The organism is Streptomyces recifensis (assembly GCF_002154615.1).
GTDB classification, from domain to species: Bacteria; Actinomycetota; Actinomycetes; order Streptomycetales; family Streptomycetaceae; genus Streptomyces; species Streptomyces griseoluteus.
Genome location: NZ_MUNH01000308.1, coordinates 1 through 15,666, shown reverse-complemented (window position 1 = coordinate 15,666; position 15,666 = coordinate 1). Strand labels below are relative to the sequence as shown.

The 15,666-nt window shown below is 73.4% G+C and carries 15 protein-coding genes and 2 pseudogenes; 8 read left to right on the top strand and 9 right to left on the bottom strand.

From position 1 onward, the window contains the following. Positions 1-607 (bottom strand): annotated as a pseudogene (locus CCN33_RS17445) (C40 family peptidase); the annotation flags it as partial. 464 nt (positions 608-1,071) lie between these two features. Between CCN33_RS17445 and CCN33_RS17440 the strand changes: the two are divergent. Continuing rightward, entirely contained in the window at positions 1,072-3,012 is a 1,941-nt protein-coding gene (locus CCN33_RS17440) for a DUF1996 domain-containing protein (protein ID WP_086694519.1), read from the top strand. A gap of 36 nt (positions 3,013-3,048) precedes the next feature. Here the strand turns inward: CCN33_RS17440 and CCN33_RS17435 are convergent, their stop codons facing one another. Next, complete coding sequence (locus tag CCN33_RS17435) at positions 3,049-3,690, bottom strand: class I SAM-dependent methyltransferase (RefSeq protein ID WP_244173844.1); 642 nt, start codon at positions 3,688-3,690, stop codon at positions 3,049-3,051. A 108-nt stretch (positions 3,691-3,798) separates the two neighbouring features. Between CCN33_RS17435 and CCN33_RS33060 the strand changes: the two genes are divergently transcribed. The 7 genes from CCN33_RS33060 to CCN33_RS17400 all read left to right on the top strand — a co-directional run bounded on the left by CCN33_RS33060 (position 3,799) and on the right by CCN33_RS17400 (position 10,416). Further along, positions 3,799-4,251 carry a flavodoxin family protein gene (locus CCN33_RS33060; RefSeq protein WP_244173843.1) on the top strand — a complete coding sequence of 151 codons (453 nt, stop codon included), beginning with the start codon at positions 3,799-3,801 and terminating at the stop codon, positions 4,249-4,251. A gap of 212 nt (positions 4,252-4,463) precedes the next feature. After that, the gene (locus CCN33_RS33540) at positions 4,464-6,548 is read left to right on the top strand and encodes an acetoacetate decarboxylase family protein (RefSeq protein ID WP_086694515.1); all 2,085 of its coding nucleotides are present in this window, start codon (positions 4,464-4,466) and stop codon (positions 6,546-6,548) included. Between the two features lie 22 nt (positions 6,549-6,570). Further along, positions 6,571-6,888, top strand: coding sequence for a hypothetical protein (locus CCN33_RS17420; RefSeq protein WP_086694514.1), 318 nt, complete (start codon positions 6,571-6,573; stop codon positions 6,886-6,888). 119 nt (positions 6,889-7,007) lie between these two features. Next, complete coding sequence (locus CCN33_RS17415; RefSeq protein WP_244173842.1) at positions 7,008-8,252, top strand: beta-ketoacyl-[acyl-carrier-protein] synthase family protein; 1,245 nt, start codon at positions 7,008-7,010, stop codon at positions 8,250-8,252. Between the two features lie 29 nt (positions 8,253-8,281). Then, positions 8,282-9,295 (top strand): acyl-CoA desaturase, encoded by a 1,014-nt coding sequence (locus CCN33_RS17410; protein ID WP_425275850.1) that lies wholly within the window; start codon positions 8,282-8,284, stop codon positions 9,293-9,295. A gap of 56 nt (positions 9,296-9,351) precedes the next feature. Then, positions 9,352-9,849, top strand: coding sequence for a hypothetical protein (locus CCN33_RS17405; protein ID WP_086694511.1), 498 nt, complete (start codon positions 9,352-9,354; stop codon positions 9,847-9,849). Between the two features lie 96 nt (positions 9,850-9,945). Next, complete coding sequence (locus CCN33_RS17400; protein WP_208621785.1) at positions 9,946-10,416, top strand: SPW repeat protein; 471 nt, start codon at positions 9,946-9,948, stop codon at positions 10,414-10,416. 74 nt (positions 10,417-10,490) lie between these two features. Here CCN33_RS17400 and CCN33_RS17395 read toward each other — a convergent pair whose 3' ends face one another. The 7 genes and pseudogenes from CCN33_RS17395 to CCN33_RS32520 form a co-directional block, all read right to left on the bottom strand. Further along, positions 10,491-11,480 (bottom strand): aldo/keto reductase, encoded by a 990-nt coding sequence (locus tag CCN33_RS17395; RefSeq protein WP_086694510.1) that lies wholly within the window; start codon positions 11,478-11,480, stop codon positions 10,491-10,493. 160 nt (positions 11,481-11,640) lie between these two features. Then, positions 11,641-12,867, bottom strand: coding sequence for a cytochrome P450 family protein (locus tag CCN33_RS17390; RefSeq protein WP_086694509.1), 1,227 nt, complete (start codon positions 12,865-12,867; stop codon positions 11,641-11,643). Next, positions 12,864-14,084: a cytochrome P450 gene (locus CCN33_RS17385; protein ID WP_086694508.1), complete on the bottom strand. Its 1,221-nt coding sequence runs from the start codon at positions 14,082-14,084 to the stop codon at positions 12,864-12,866. Before CCN33_RS17385 ends, CCN33_RS17390 begins: the two co-directional genes overlap by 4 nt. Then, positions 14,084-14,665, bottom strand: coding sequence for a GTP-binding protein (locus CCN33_RS17380; RefSeq protein WP_086694507.1), 582 nt, complete (start codon positions 14,663-14,665; stop codon positions 14,084-14,086). The genes CCN33_RS17385 and CCN33_RS17380 overlap by 1 nt, the downstream gene beginning before the upstream one ends. 13 nt (positions 14,666-14,678) lie before the next feature. Then, the gene (locus CCN33_RS17375; protein ID WP_086694506.1) at positions 14,679-15,026 is read right to left on the bottom strand and encodes a DUF742 domain-containing protein; all 348 of its coding nucleotides are present in this window, start codon (positions 15,024-15,026) and stop codon (positions 14,679-14,681) included. Further along, entirely contained in the window at positions 15,023-15,430 is a 408-nt protein-coding gene (locus CCN33_RS17370) for a roadblock/LC7 domain-containing protein (protein WP_030813062.1), read from the bottom strand. Before CCN33_RS17370 ends, CCN33_RS17375 begins: the two co-directional genes overlap by 4 nt. Beyond that, positions 15,427-15,666, bottom strand: a pseudogene (locus CCN33_RS32520) (ATP-binding protein); the annotation flags it as partial. The gene CCN33_RS17370 and the pseudogene CCN33_RS32520, both read right to left, overlap by 4 nt.

The following is a 15,666-nucleotide window of genomic DNA, read 5'->3' as shown; positions in this document are numbered from 1 at the left end:
GTACTCCGGGGCTGCCGCCGGGCGGGGCCGGCGCGGGAGCGGCCGGGAGGCCCGGCATGCCGGAGCCACCGAGGGCCGGTCCATCGACCGGCGGGACAGGCGGAGCCAACGGGGACGTGTCCACAGTCAGTTGGGAAACCGCCGCGGCCGGCAGCGCCGCCACGGGCGCGGCCGGAGGGAGCGCGGCCGCCGTACCCGCCGCCTCCAGTGCCGGGGCGGACGGCGTACCGCCGGTCAGCTCGGCCACCGGACGCTGCGAGGAACCGGCGGGCAGCGCGGGCGTCTCGGGCTCGAGGCTGGGCAGGCCCAGCTCGGCGGCGGTCCACGTGCGTTCCACGGCAGGGCCGTTGTCGGGCATCCGGTCGGCGGGGAGCGCGGCGGGCACGGTCGGTCCGGCCTTGGCACGGGCCGCGTCGAACCACTGCCGGGTCACGGCGTCGAGCGCGGGATCGGGGCGGCTGCCGGACCGCTTGGCCAGCGGGACGCCCCGCCTGCGGGTGGCGGCCGCCATCGCGCGGGTGGCGTTGTAGTTGCCCGTCGCGTTCTCGGCCCGTGCGTAGAGGGAGTCGATCCGCTGCCGAACCTCTTCGTGACTCTCCGGCGCCATGGGAGACGACTCCTTCCTCGCCCCGCGGGGCAGTTGGGCCGGCGCGCCCGGAAGTCGGTCGAATCTCCCGTACCGGACGCAGCTCAGGGCTCCTGGGGACGGGGAGCCGGGCGGCCTGCGGTCAACCTAGCCAACTTGTGTCACTCGTGTGAAGGTCACCGGGTGGAATGTCCGATACGTATTTGTGATGTTCGCCGCCGTGTTCGGATGGGCACACTAGGCGCCCACGTGGCCGGCTCCCCCGTACGGGTGCGCGCGTCCCCCTTATGTCTCATCTGGCGCAGTTTTCTTGAGAGTTCGCCATGAAATCCGGGCCGGGCTGAACACACCGGTGCCACCCCGCGTATGGGTGTGGGGCGCCACATGCCCCCACCGACCACGACTCGCAGGGGACGATCTTGGAACCGAACAGGCGCAGGCGCCCGACCGGCGCACGACGCGTGACCCTCGCCGCGGTCGCGCTGATGCTCGGCGGCGGCGGCCTCGTCGCGGCGAACGTCTACGCGTCGGCCAGCGAAGGCGGCTGGAGCGGACAGGGCTCCGGCGACGCGACCGCCGCATCTCTCAGGTCGGCCGGCATGGCCACCATCGACTGCCCCGACGTCGGCGCCCGGCTGACCGACGTACCGGAGGCGGCCCGCGGGGACGTCGACCGTGAACTGGCCCAGCTGGACCAGCAGATCGCGGAGGCGTACCAGCGGCTCCAGCAGTCGGCGGACGCGCTCCGGCAGGACCCCGAGGCCGCCGACAACTCGGTGATGAACCCGCTGAAGGACAAGCGGACCGCGACCCTGGGCCGCATCGCCGACGCCATCGGCCGGGCCGGAAACCGCCCCGACCAGCTCGACGCGCTCGCCCCCTGCACCCTGCGCCCCGCCGAGGCGGCGCCCGGTGGCGAGTCCGCCGCGCCCTCCCAGGGCGGGGACCAGAACCAGGGCCAGGGGCAGGACCAGGGCCAGGGCCAGAACGGCGGCACCGGCCAGGGCGGCAACGGTCCCGTGGCCGCCGACTACGCGGACATCAACTCCGTACAGCCCAACGCCCCCAAGGCGCCCCCCGGCGGCACCTTCCGCACCGAGTGCGGGGTCAACGAGAACGGCCTGTTCAACTCGGACAACGTGATCGTGGCGCCCGGTGTCTCCAACGGCGCCCACCACTTCCACGACTACGTCGGCAACCAGTCCAACACCGCCTTCGCCAGCGACCAGGACCTCGCCGACGCCAAGACGAGCTGCGCCGACCAGGGCGACAAATCCACGTACTACTGGCCGGTGCTGCGCCTGCAGAACGGCAAGCAGGAACGGGACGCCGGGGCGCCGGGCGGCGGTACCGAGGGCAACGCGGGCCAGATCGTCACGCCCAAGGAGGTCACCCTGACCTTCGTCGGCAGCCCGAGCGGCAAGGTCACCGAGATGCCGCGGCTGCTGCGCATCATCACCGGCGACGCCAAGGCGTTCGTCAACGGACCCGCCAACGCCAACGCTTCCTGGAGCTGCACCGGGTTCGAGGACCGGCAGCTCAAGGACAAGTACCCGCTGTGCCCGTCGGGCAGCGACGTGGTGCGCAGCTTCCACTTCCAGAGCTGCTGGGACGGCCGCAACGCCGACAGCGCCAACCACCGCACCCACGTGGCCTTCGCCGACGCCCAGGGCAACTGCCCCGAAGGGTTCAAGGCCATCCCGCAGCTCGTCCAGCGGATCGTCTACGACGTGGACGCGCCGAGCCTGAACGACGGCGGTAAGAGCACCCCGCTGTTCGCGGTCGACTCCTTCCCGGAGCAGCAGCACAAGCCGGTCACCGACCACGGCGACTTCATCAACGTCTTCGACGAGGGCCTGATGCGCACGATGGTCGACTGCATCAACTCCGGCCGGAACTGCGGCCCCGGCGACGACGGCAAGGGCGACGACGGCAAGGGCGGGACGGCCGAGCCGAGCGAGCAGCCCGGTGGCGGTCAGAACACCGGCGAGCCGAGCGCGACCGCCGAGCCCGGGAAGCCCGCGGAGTCCCAGCCGGCGCAGTCGGAGCAGCCCGGCGGGCCGACCGAGCCCGCCCGGCCCGCCGACACCGCCCCGGCCGAGCAGCCCGCGCAGTCCAACCCCGTCGAGGCCCCCCGCGTCGACGCCACGACCGCTCCGGCCAACACCACCAAGAACCAGGGCGGCACCCCCAGGCGCGACGAGTCCAGCGCCCCCGTCACCGCCGCCGCGCCCCAGGTCTCGCAGTCGGCCCCGGCACAGGCCGCCGCCGTGACCACCCCGCCGCCCGCGAACCTGGAGCCGCAGGCCGTGGGCAACGGCGGCCTCGCCGAGACCGGAGCCAACCTGTGGCCCGCGGCCCTCGGCGTGCTGCTGGCCGCCTCCGGCCTGGTGATGCTGCTCCGCGCCCGGCGTCTGCGCTACTGAGCCACGAACCCCCGGTTCCCTCGCGGAACCGGGGGTTCAGTGCGCCGTACGCCGGCAGTACAGGAACAGATGCGGCTCCGGACCGGCGTCGGCGTGGGCCGGCATGAAGGTGGCGTGCGCCTCGGACAGTACGGAGAACCCCGCGTCCGTGGCGAGTTGGGCGAAGTCGTCGGGGGAGAAGCTGCTCACCCGTACCGGCTGCCCCATGAACTCGGTCTCCGCGTCGGCCACGTCCACCGGTACCGTGGCCAGCACCGCGAGACCGCCCGGCCGCAGCGCCCGCGCCAGCGAGGTGAGCACGTCCCGCTGTTCCTCGCGGGACATCTGGAGCAGCGAGAAGTACACGCAGACCGCTTCGAACGACCCTTCCTCCAGCGTGAGTTCGCGGATGTCGGCCACCTTGAACTCGGCGTCCGGCACCTGGCGCGTGGCCAGCTCGACCATCACCGGTGACACGTCGACGCCCAGCACCCGGTGTCCGGCCCGCGCGAGTGCCTCAGCGGTGGGCCGGCCGGTGCCGCTGCCCACGTCCAGCACCCGGCTGCCCGGCATCAGGTGGTCCACCAGCCAGCTCAGCGAGGCCAGATGCGGCCCAGAGGCGGCGAACGCCTGCTCGTAGGCGATGCCCAGCGTGTCGAACACCACCGCCGCGGGCGCCCGCTGCTCTTCCTCTGCCAAGACGGCTCCTCTCACGTTCCCTACCGATGCCCGGCATCGTCGCACCCATACCGGCACTCCGGGCAGCCCTGTTTGCGGACCGAAGCGCCGGCAGGGCAGGGTGCGGGCGTGCCCACCTTGCTGATCATCCACCACACGCCGTCGCCGACCTGCCAGGAACTGTTCGAGGCCGTCGTGTCCGGCGCCACCGCGCCCGAGATCGAGGGCGTCCGCGTCGTCCGCCGCGCGGCCCTCGCCGCGACCGCCTCCGACGTGCTGGCCGCCGACGGCTACCTCCTCGGCACCCCGGCCAACCTCGGTTACATGTCCGGCGCCCTCAAGCATTTCTTCGACCAGATCTACTACCCGTGCCTGGACGCCACCCGGGGCCGCCCCTTCGGCTACTGGGTGCACGGCGGCAACGACGTGACCGGTGCCGTCCGCGCGATCGAGACCGTCACCACCGGCCTCGGCTGGCGCCGCGCCGCCGAGCCGGTCACCGTCACCGGCGCGCCCGGCAGGGCCGACACCGAGGCGTGCTGGGAACTCGGCGCCGTCCTCGCCGCGGGCCTGGCCGGCTGACGCCGGGGTCGCCCGTTCGGCGGTACGCGCCCAGCTCCCTCGCGGTCCCGTCCCCGCCCGGCGCCGGACCGGAAAGTCGCTGGTCCCTACACCCGGCACCGGCCGGACGAAGGTGCGGGCGGGGGACCCCGGGCCGACGATGGGCACGAGGCCGCGTCCCGCCGGACGCGGTCGCATCCCGTCGTACGTCGACTGAATCGAGGGAGCGTCGGATGCGAGCGGACGGCCACGCACCCGGACGGCCCGCGCCCGGCGGGCAGGACGCCGACCAGCGCACCACCGAGCAACTCCTGCGCGACGGCGCCCGCGAGGTCGCCGAGGTCGCCGACGGCGTACGCGCCGTCGCCGAACGCACCGCGGACGCGCTGCTCGCCCCACCGCACAGACGCGCCGCCCGCCACCCGCGCACGGGACTCACCGCCCGCTGGGCGCTGCTGCGCGCCCTGACGGACCCGCGTGGTCTGGGCGCCCCCGCAGGGGCCGCGCGCAGAAGAATCGCGCGGCTGCTCGGCGCCCGCCGGGGCGGCGAGCCCCTGGCCGCGCTGATGGCCGTCACCTCGCTGCGGCTGCGCGTCGCCGCCGTGCTCGCCGGCCACCCGGAACTGGCCCGCGACCCCGGCATGCGCCGCCTCACCGAGGCCCTCGGCACCAGGGGCGACCGCGAGGCCGTACGCGCCCTGCGCGCCCTCTTCCACGACCCCGGCGCCCAGCGCGCCCTCGCCGCGCTCACCCCCGTGCTGGACGAACTCCTGCGCGTGCGAGCCCTGTTGGACGCCGAGCCGCCAGCGCCCGCGGAACCGGAGACCGGCGGGGGCCGGCGCGCCGCCGAGGCCGTCGACCTCACCGACCGGGAGAGGCAGAGCCTCGCCACCGAGGGCTCGCTCCTCGGCTTCCTCCGCAACATCGACGTCCTCGCCCCCGAGGGCCGCGTCCTCGTGCAGAACGTGCGCGGCCCCGACGGTGTGGTCCGGTACGTCGTCCAGGCCCCCGGCACCAGTTCCGGCCGCCCCCGGCACGGCTCCTCGGGCGATGTCGTCGGCGCGTGGCGGGAGCAGCTCACCGCCGACTCGCCGTACACCCGCGCGCTGCGGCCCGCGATCGAGGAGCACGGCATCCCGCGCGGCGCCGAACTCGCCCTGATCGGGCACGGCGAGGGCGGTACCGCATTGCTCAACCTCGCGCGGGACGCCGGGTTCTGCCGCGCCTACCGGCTCACCCATGTCATCGCGGTCGGCGCTCCGGACCCCGCCGGACGCCCCGCCGACCCCCGCACCTGGGTCGGCCACGTCACCAACGAACACGACCTCGTCCCGGCCGCCGCTCCCGCCGCCGTCCACCCGGGCCGGTACGACGCCCGCTACACCGGACCCACGCGGGCCTTCCCGGAGTCCCACCTGCTGCGCGAGTACATCGGCCATCTGCGCACCGTCGCCCCCGAGGCCCGCGCGCACCTCGACGAGGCCCTCACGCCGTACCGGGGCCCGGTCGTGCGCAGCCAGGCGTACCAGCTCAAGGACCCGGCGCGGCCACCCGAGGGCCACCCCTTCCTCACCCTGCCGACCTCCTCGATACCGACGACCACCGGCCCGGTCGGCGTGCCCGTGCGCTATCAGGACTCGGCCGCCGCCCACCTCTGCTTCCCGGTCCGCACCGAGGCCGTACGGGCCCTGCTGCCCGACCTGCCCTGGATGCGGCCCAGCGGGATCGGCCCGCGCACCCTCGCCGTCCTCTCGCTGTACGAGCACCGCTGCTCCACCCTCGGCCCGTACACCGAGATCGCGCTGTCCGTGCCGGTGGACGACCTCTGGCGGCCCCACCCGGCCGACTTCGCCACCGACCTGCTGCGCCGCGCCGACCTGCGCCGTACCGGCCGCTACGTCCTCTCCCTCGCCGTCACCACCGAGGAGGCCCGCGTGGCCGCGCGCGAGCTGTGGGGCCAGCCCGCGGTACGGGCCGCCGCCGAGGTCCACCTCACCGGCCCCCGGCTCCGGCTCAGCGCGCCCGGCCTCGGCATCGCCGTCCTCGGCCGCCTCGGACCCGGCGTGCGCTGCCCGGAGCCGGACTGGGCGCTGTACGGGCGGCGCGGCGACAGCACCGTACGCACCGCGGTCCGCACCTCCGGGCGCCCCCGGCTGCACGCGGGGGCCGGGGTGCGGCTGCGGCTGGACACCGCCGCCGCCGAACCCATGGCCGGGCAGCTGCGCAGGCTCGGCATCGACACCGCCCGGCCGCTGTTCGTCGTGGCCTGCCCGCAGTTCATGGTCCACCGCGCAGCGGGCGCCGTCCTGCCGCGCTGAACCTCCGCCACCGGGAGCCCTGATGGTGAGCCACTCCACGCCCGCCCACCCGATTGCCGCCGAACTCCTCGACCGCATAGCCCAGTTGCGCACCGACGCGGATCTGATGGACGGCTACGCCCGCCGCCTGCTCGCCACCGCCGCCGCCCTGAACGGCCGGGTCGCCGCGCCGGAGTGGGGCAGACCCACCCTGGCCCGCCAGGCCGCCGCGTGCCGCACGACCGCCCGCCAACTGCGTTTCGTGGCCGAGGCGTTGCTCAGCCAGAGCGGTCCCGGCCGCTGTCGGCCCCGCCGCAGGCCGGCCGCTCCCGCCGTGCTCCCGTCCGCCGGCCGGGAATGAGGCGCGGCGCCGAGGACGTTCGGGCATCCGGGTGGTAGCCCGGGGCGTCCTGGGCCGAACGGGTCGTGGCGGCCCGGGGAGTGCCCCGCAGGTCCGGATAATCACCGCTCATGCAGCTCGTGAACGCAGGTCAAGCGACCCGGCGCGCCCCCGTGGCCGTCACCGGAATCGGACTGGTCACCCCGGCCGGCGTCGGACAGGCGGCCGCCTGGGAGGGCCTGTGCGCCGGGACCTCCACGGCCACCGCCGACCCCGGACTCGACGGCCTGCCGGTGGCGTTCTCCTGCCAGGTGCCCGACCTCGACGCGCCCCGGCTGCTCGGGCACCGGCTCAGCCGCCGGCTGGACCGCTTCACCACCTTCGCCCTGCTGGCCGCCCGCGAGGCCGTCGCCGACGCCGGGCTCACCCCCGGCCACTGGGACGGCCCGCGCATCGGCATCGTCATGGGCGTCGGCACCGGCTCCATGCAGGGGTGGCAGGCCGAGTTCGACCGGCTCGCCGCCCGCGTCCCCGACCGGGTCTCCCCGCTCGCCCTGCCGCGCAGCGTGCCCAACATGGCCGCCGCCGAGATCGCCCTCGACCTCGGTGCGACGGGCCCCAACCTGGTCGTCTCGACGGCCTGCGCCTCCGGCACCAGCGCCATCGGTCTCGCCCGCGACCTGCTGCTCTCCGGCGCCTGCGATCTCGTCCTGGCGGGCGGCAGCGAGTCCGCCCGGCTGCCGATGACCGCCGCCTGCTTCGCCCAGATGCGCGCCCTGTCCCGCCGCGCCGACGCCCCGCACGAGGCGTCCCGCCCCTTCGACCGCGACCGTGACGGCTTCGTGCTCGGTGAGGGTGCCGCCGTACTCGTCCTGGAACGCACCGCCGACGCCCGCGCCCGCGCCGCCCGGCCCACCGCCCTGGTCGCCGGGTACGGCGCCTCCTGCGACGCCCACCACTTCACCTCCCCGCACCCCGGCGGCGACGGCGCCGCCCGCGCCATCCGCAGCGCCCTCCTCGACGCCGGGCTCGCCCCCGAGGACATCGACCACGTCAACGCGCACGGCACCGCCACCCCGCAGGGCGACCTCGCCGAGCACAACGCGCTCCACCAGGTCTTCCACCGCCCGCCCCCGGTGACCGCCGTGAAGGGCACCATCGGGCACGCCATCGGCGGTGCAGGTGCCATCGAGGCCGCCTGCACCGCCCTCACCCTGCGCCACCAGCTCATCCCGCCCACCGCCAACCTGCACACCCAGGACCCGGCCATCGACCTCGACGTCGTCGCCAAGGTCCCGCGTCCCACGCCGATGCGCGCCGCCATCAGCAGCTCCTTCGGTTTCGGCGGCCAGAACGCCGTACTGGCCCTCACCGCCGCCGAGTAGTCACTCCCGAGCGGGCCCACCCAGCGCCCGTGCCCAGCCGAAAGGTCCCGCCCGTGCCGGAAGTCCCGGAAGCGCCGCAGACCCCGCACGCCGAACCGCCCCTCGGCCGGCCGTGGTCCTGGCCGAACGCCGAACAGATCCTCATCGGGGTCTTCGTCGCCGTCCCCTTCCTCGCCCTCCTCGCCGCCGTCCCGCTGGCCTGGCACAACGGACTCAGCCCGGTCGACGTCGCGCTCGCCGCCGTGTTCTACCTGGTCAGCGGGCTCGGCATCACCGTCGGGTTCCACCGGTACTTCACCCACGGCTCGTTCAAGGCGCGCCGCCCGCTGCGGATCGCGCTCGCCGTCGCGGGGAGCCTCGCCGTGCAGGGGCCGCTGTTCACCTGGGTCGCCGACCACCGCAAGCACCACCGGTACTCCGACCGCGACGGCGACCCGCACTCACCCTGGCGGTACGGCCGCACGCCGGGCGCGCTCGCCAAGGGCATGTTCCACGCCCACCTCGGCTGGCTCTTCGACACCGACCACGCCCCCGCGGCCCAGTACGCGCCCGACCTGGAACGGGACCCGGCGCTGCGGCTGGTCTCGCGGGGCTTCGGGGTCTTCGCCGGGCTCTCGCTCGCGCTCCCCGCCCTGCTCGGGCTGCTGATCACCGGGACCTGGGCGGGCGCGGCGACGGCGTTCTTCTGGGCCGGGCTCGTGCGGATCTGCCTGGTGCACCATGTGACCTGGTCCATCAACTCCATCTGCCACGCGACCGGTGCGCACCCGTTCCGCAGCCGGGACCGCTCCGGCAACGTGTGGTGGCTGGCCCCGCTGTCGTTCGGCGAGTCCTGGCACAACCTCCACCACGCGGACCCGACCAGCGCCCGGCACGGTGTCCTCACCGGCCAACTGGACGCCAGCGCCCGCCTGATCCGCTGGTTCGAGGGGCTCGGCTGGGCCTACGACGTGCGCTGGCCCGACGCCGGCCGGGTGCGGGCGCGACGCCGCGAAGCCAAAGCGCCGGAATCGGGAACCGGGGCGCGAGAATTGCGGTCTTAGGCACCGTCAACGACCGGGATCGGCCCGGCCGCGTGGAATACGGGGAATCGAGACACATGTCCATCCGCATTCGTACGACTCCGCTGACCGTCGTCGCCCTCGCCGCGGGCCTCGCCCTGGCCGCCGTCACCCCGGCGCTCGCGGGCGCCGCCCCCACCCCGTCCCGGCCCGCCGCCGCGACCTCCGTCCAGGGCGACCCGCGCAATGTCACCCAGCGGGTCTCCGACTTCTACGGCGCCTACATCGACGCCGTGTGGGAGAACGAGGACCCGGCGAGCGGGGCCGACGCCAAGGCGCTGCGCGACTTCTACCTCTCCGCCTCCGCCCGCAAGAAGGTCACCGCCTGGGAGAAGAAGAACCACGCCGACGGCATCCTCTTCGCCCAGAACGTGCCGGTGAAGTGGAAGGTCGTCTACACCGGCGCCGGCATGGGCCACGCCACCAGCAGGGTCACCCTGACCTGGAGCGACGGCAAGAACCCGGAGGTCACCCGGATCGACGTCCAGTCCGATCTGACGACGCGCAAGATCACGGACCTCAAGCCGGTGAAGTGAGTCCCGTTTCGTCGGGTGTGCGCGGTTTTCGGGGGGTACTCGAATCGTCGTAAAATCCACATAAGGACGTGGAGCCCCTACGCAGGAGGCGCGATCATGACGGAACGAATGCACACCACGATGGAGACGCACCCGGACGTCCTGGAGATGCGGGAGCGCTTCGTGCTCGCGGAGCGGGCGGCCGCGACGCAGCAGGGACAGGCCGTCGAGGCGATGGCCCTGATCACGGGGCTCTACATGGCGGCCTCCCCGTGGATCGCGGGCTTCAACGGCTTCACCACCCTCGCGGTGAACAACCTGATCGCGGGCGTCGCCTACGCCCTGCTGATGAGCGGCTTCGGCCACGCCTACGAGCGCACCCACGCGCGCGCCTGGGCCGCCGCCCTCATCGGCATCTGGATGATCATCGCTCCCTGGGTGGTCGCGGGCAACGTCAGCACCACCCGCACGATCATCAGCAACATCGTCGCCGGAGCGGTCGGCCTGTGCCTCGCCCTCATGGCTACCGCGGCCAACCGAGCGGGCGGACGCCGGGGCGCCCGGGCGGCCGGGATGATGGGCCGCTAGCGAAACACACCGGCCGGCGAGCCACACCGGCCGGGACCCGGCGCCGTACGCGGGTCCCGGCCGGGCGGCACGGCTCAGAGGTTGACGGCTCGCATGCCCGCCTCGTCGTAGCGTTCGCCCGAGACCTCGGGCAACTCGGCGTCGATCTGCGAGAGTTCCTCGGGAGTGAGGACGATGTCGACCGCGGCTGCGTTCTGTTCGAGGTAGGAGCGGCGCTTGGTGCCCGGGATGGGAACGATGTGGTCGCCCTGGGCGAGGACCCAGGCGAGGGCGAGCTGGGCGGGGGTGACGCCCTTCTTCTCGGCGATCTCCTTGACCTTCGCCGCGAGGCGCAGGTTGGCCTGCAGATGCTGGTCGGTGAAGCGGGGGCTGTTGCGGCGGTAGTCGTTCTCGTCCAGCTCCTCGGGTGAGGAGAAGCGGCCGGCCAGGAAGCCGCGGCCCAGCGGGGAGTAGGCGACGAAGCCGATGCCCAGCTCGCGGCAGGTCGGCAGCACCTCCGCCTCCACGTCCCGCGACCACAGCGAGTACTCGCTCTGCACGGCCGTGATCGGGTGGACCGCGTTGCCCCGGCGCAGCGTCTCCGCGCTCGCCTCGCTCAGCCCGATGTGCCCGATCTTGCCCTCGGCGACCAGCTCGGCGAGCGCGCCGACCGTCTCCTCGATCGGTACGTTCGGGTCGACCCGGTGCTGGTAGTACAGGTCGATGTGGTCGGTGCCGAGCCGCTGGAGCGAGCCCTCCACCGAGGTCCGGACATGCTCGGCCGAGCCGTCCTGGCGGCCCACGCTGGACATGTCGCCCGGTACCGCGTCGTCCATCCGGTAGTTGAACTTGGTGGCGAGCACGTACTCGTCCCGGTGGCCCCGGATCGCCTCGCCGACCAGGGACTCGTTGGCCAGCGGCCCGTACATCTGGGCGGTGTCCAGGAAGTCGATGCCCAGCTCACGGGCGCGCCGGATGGTCTCCACGCCCTCGTCCTGGTCCGCCGTCCCATAGAAGGCGGACATTCCCATACAGCCCAGACCGATTGCGGAAACTTGCAGGTCACGCAGACTGCGCTGTCGCATGTGGTGTTCCAGCCTTTCGCACGCGCTCGATCGTCACGTCGGACGAATTCGGGCCCCTTCATCCATCTAGCGACGGATCTGGCCGCCCGGCATCCCGTGGAGGGACGCCGGGCACCGGAGCACCTGCGACGCTACGAGCTGAAGCGCGCTCGAAGTCAAGTCACCCGTTCAGGCGGACCGGGAGCTCGAACAGGTCGTTCTGCGTGACCACCGGCTTGTGGCGCAGCCCGGCCGCCGGGACCGCCAGGTCCAGGTCGGGGAAACGGGCGTACAGCGCGGGCAGCGCCACCCCCGCCTCCAGGCGGGACAGGGCGGCGCCGGGGCAGACGTGCGGGCCGTGGCCGAAGGAGATGTGCCGGTTCCTGGTCTCCCGCGTGATGTCGAACTCCCCGGCGCTCGGCCCGTGCGCCTCCTCGTCGCGGCCGAGCGCGCCGTACGACACGATCAGCGCGTCCCCGGCCGGGATCACCCGGTCGCCGACCGGCACGTCCTCGGTGGCGAAGCGGATCAGCACGTGCGAGGTCGGGGTCGACCAGCGCAGCGTCTCCTCGACCACCGCCGACCAGTCCGCCTTCCCGGACAGCACCAGTTCCCGCTGTTCGGGGTGGGTGGAGAGATTGACGACCGCGTTGACGATGAGGGAGATCGTCGTCTCGTGTCCGGCGGCGATCATCAACTGGAGGGTGGCGACGATCTCCTCGTCCGTGAGGTGGTCGCCGTCGGCGGAGGCCAGGATCAGCGCGCTGGTGAGGTCGTCCCCCGGCTCGGCACGCTTGGCCGCGACGGTCGCCGCCATCATCCCGGCCAGCTCGGTCAGGGTGGCGATGACCTCGGCGGGCGGGGTCTGAGTGGAGAAGAACTTCTCGAACAGCACCTTCAGCCGGGGCAGGAGCGCCTCGTCGATGCCCATCAGCTCGGCCACCACGTACATCGGCAGCGGGTAGGCGAAGGCCGCCTTCAGGTCCACCACCCCGCCGTCGGCGGGCAGGGCGTCCAGCAGGTCCCGGGTGAGCTCGCCGATCCGCTCCCGCATCAGCTCCACCCGGCGGGGGGTGAGCGCCTGTGCCACCAGCGTGCGCATCCGCCGGTGGTCCGCGCCGTCCACGGTGAGCATCGAACGGCCCGGATTGGCCAGCCCGATCAGCGGCCAGTCCGCCGGTATCTCGCCGCGCCGCCAGGCGGCCCACACATTGATGTCCTTCACCAGGCGCGGGTCGGTCAGCAGCGCCTTGGCCTCGGCGTGCCGGGTGACGGCCCACACCGGCACCCCGCCGGGCAGCTCCACGGCCGCCAGCGGCCCGGCGGCGCGCAGGGCCGCGCTCTCGCCGTCCAGGTCGGTGACGAACGGGTCGAGCGCGATACGGGAAATACCGGTACCGGGGGTCATCGTGACGTGCCTCCCAGGGCAGGGGTCGAAGTGAACCGCACGGGCAGCTCGGTCAGCCCGCGCAGCCACGGCGAGGGCCGGCGGGTGAGGGACCCGGCGGGCACCGCCAGGTCGATGTCCGGCAGCCGGTCGAGGACGACCTCGATGCCGGTGCGCGCGATGACCTCGGCGATCTCCTGCGCCGGGAACGGGCAGCGGTGCTCGCCGTGCCCGAAGGAGAAGTGCGCGTTGTTGCCGCCGGTCAGCGCGGAGGCGTCGGTACGCACCTGGGGGTCGGAGTTGGCGCCCTGGAGACCGAGCAGCAGCAGGTCACCTGCGCGGACCCGGCGCCCGCCGAGATGGGTGTCGCGCGCGGCCCAGCGGCCCGCCACGTTCTGCGTGGGGGTGTCCTCCCACAGCACCTCGTTCATCGCCTCCGCGACACTGTTGCGGCCGCCGAACAGGGAGGCCGCGAACCGGTCGTCGGTCAGCATCAGCCGCAGCGAGTTGCCGATCCAGTCGGCGGTCGGCTGGTGACCGGCGGCCATCATCACCATCAGGTCCTGGACGATCTCCTCGCCCGTGAAGCCGCTGTCGTCCGCCAGCATCCGCGAGACCACGTCGTCGGCGGGCTTCTCGGTACGGTCGGCGACCAGCCGGGCCATGGAGGAGGCGAGGTGGGACTGCCCGGCCAGCGCCCGCTCCCGGCCGTCGATCATGTCGTTGAGCGCGGTGACCAGTGACGGCCCCTCGTCGTCCGGGAAGCCGTAGAGGTGCGCGAGGACGCGTACCGGCAGCAGGGAGGAGTACTGGGCGACCAGGTCGGCCTCGCCGGAGAGGCAGACGGTGTCGATCAGCTCGTCCGCGAACCGCTCGGACTGGCGCCGGAGTTCGAAGGGGTCGACCGACTCCAGCGCGTTGCTGATCATCGCGGCACGCTGCCGGTGCCGTTCCCCGACCGTGTAGAGGATGGAGGGCTGGCGGTGCCCGATCATCGGCAGCAGCGGCCAGTCCTCCGGGATGTTCTCCCACTGGTTCCACAGCTCGGAGTCCCGGCTGAACAGCACCGGATCACCGGTCACCTGATGCAGCTCGCGGTAGCCCAGCACCAGCCAGGCCGGGATGCCGCCGTCCAGCTCCACCGGGACGACGGAGCCGTGATCGCGCCGCATCTCCCGGTACAGGCAGGCGGGTTCGGTCTGGAAGCGGGGTCCGCCGAGCGGAACGGCCTCGGACATCACACCAGTTCCCCTCTGACCCCGGCGGCCGTGGCGTACCGGGCCTGCACATGGCGGACCAGGGTGATCAGGACCTCCTTGGCCGACTCGCGGGACCGCGCGTCGCAGTCGACGAGGGGGACGTCCGGGTCGAGATCGAGCGCCTCGCGTACGTCCGCGCCCGCGCGCACCGGGCCGCCGAAGTCGTTGCAGGCCACGATGAACGGGGTGCCGTGGTGTTCCAGGCGGTCGATGGCGTACCAGGAGTCGTCGATGCGCCGGGTGTCGACCAGGACGACCGCGCCGAGGGTGCCGGAGAACAGCCGGTCCCACAGGAACCAGAACCGCTCCTGGCCGGGCGCGCCGAACAGGTACAGCACGTTGTGCGCGTCCAGCGTGATGCGGCCGAAGTCGAAGGCGACGGTGGTGGCCGTCTTGGTGCCGACGTGCGCGATGTCGTCCACCGACTCGCCCGCCTGCGTCATCGTCTCCTCGGTGTTGAGGGGACGGATCTCGCTGACCGAGCGGACCAGCGTGGTCTTGCCGACGCCGAAGCCGCCCACGACGACGATCTTCAGACCGTTGTCGGCGGAGGCACCCAACGGGGTGCGCGCGTCAGAGATTGCGGAGTCCAACGAGCACCTGCTCCAGGATGTCGGGGTCGGTGATGGCGGGGCGGCGCGGATGACGGGCGCTGACATGGCCGGTGGCCAGCAGGTCGGACAGCAGCACCTTGGTGATGCTGACGGGCAGGCGCAGCTCGGCGGCGATCTCCACCACCGAGGTGGGGAACTCCGCCAGCCGCAGGATGGCCACGTGCTCGGACTGCATGCCGGTGGCCGCGGCCGACTCGGCGACGATCAGCGTGACCAGGTCCAGCGGGCTGCCGGCGCCGGTCCCGATCCGTCCCCGCGTGAGGGTGTAGAGACGGTCGGGAGCGTCGTCCCTGCCCGGACGGCTCATGAGGAGCGGGGCGGCGCGGTCAGGTGCTCGCCGAGCTGCTCCACCAGTTCGCTCATCGTGTGGCCGACCACGCCCGGGTCCGCGTCCTCGCTGGTCACCACGGCCAGATGGGCGCCCTCGCCGGCCTCGACGATGAACAGCACCCCGCCGTAGAACTCGGCCATCGCCGAGCGGACGCCGCCGCTGCCGTCGCCGAACTCCACGGACGCCCCGTGCGACAGCGACTGGATGCCGGCGGCGATGGCGGCGAGCTGGTCCGCCTGGTCGACGGACAACTCCGGGGTACGGCACAGCTTGAGGCCGTCGCGGGAGAGTACGAGCGCGTGCCGGGCGCCCGGAGTCTTCTCCAGCAGGCCCTCGAGGAGCCAGGTGAGCGTGTCGTCCGCGGTGGTCGGGCCGGTCATGAAGTGGTGTCGCCTTCCAGGTGCGTGTGCGGTTGCGTGGAGGGATGGGAGACAGCGGGGGTGTCGGCCGGGGCGCCTTCGCGTGGTTCATCGGGCCGGGTGTGCGGTGGCTGGCCCTCGGGGGCCGTGCCGGGGCGTACCGCGTTGCGGAAGCTGCTGAAGCGGGCCGCGCGCACCCTGGCCTCGTCGGGGCCGGGCGCGGGCCGTCCGGTGTCGTCCCGCGAGCGGTCCCGGTC

Bases quoted from the DNA above. Each gene is read 5' to 3' on its own strand.
- CCN33_RS17440 (WP_086694519.1), top strand. From the start codon at position 1,072: ATGCTCGGCGGCGGCGGCCTCGTCGCGGCGAACGTCTACGCGTCGGCC.
- CCN33_RS33540 (WP_086694515.1), top strand. From the start codon at position 4,464: ATGCGAGCGGACGGCCACGCACCCGGACGGCCCGCGCCCGGCGGGCAG.
- CCN33_RS17420 (WP_086694514.1), top strand. From the start codon at position 6,571: ATGGTGAGCCACTCCACGCCCGCCCACCCGATTGCCGCCGAACTCCTC.
- CCN33_RS17405 (WP_086694511.1), top strand. From the start codon at position 9,352: ATGTCCATCCGCATTCGTACGACTCCGCTGACCGTCGTCGCCCTCGCC.
- CCN33_RS17400 (WP_208621785.1), top strand. From the start codon at position 9,946: ATGACGGAACGAATGCACACCACGATGGAGACGCACCCGGACGTCCTG.
- CCN33_RS17395 (WP_086694510.1), bottom strand. From the start codon at position 11,480: ATGCGACAGCGCAGTCTGCGTGACCTGCAAGTTTCCGCAATCGGTCTG.
- CCN33_RS17390 (WP_086694509.1), bottom strand. From the start codon at position 12,867: ATGACCCCCGGTACCGGTATTTCCCGTATCGCGCTCGACCCGTTCGTC.
- CCN33_RS17385 (WP_086694508.1), bottom strand. From the start codon at position 14,084: ATGTCCGAGGCCGTTCCGCTCGGCGGACCCCGCTTCCAGACCGAACCC.
- CCN33_RS17375 (WP_086694506.1), bottom strand. From the start codon at position 15,026: ATGAGCCGTCCGGGCAGGGACGACGCTCCCGACCGTCTCTACACCCTC.
- CCN33_RS17370 (WP_030813062.1), bottom strand. From the start codon at position 15,430: ATGACCGGCCCGACCACCGCGGACGACACGCTCACCTGGCTCCTCGAG.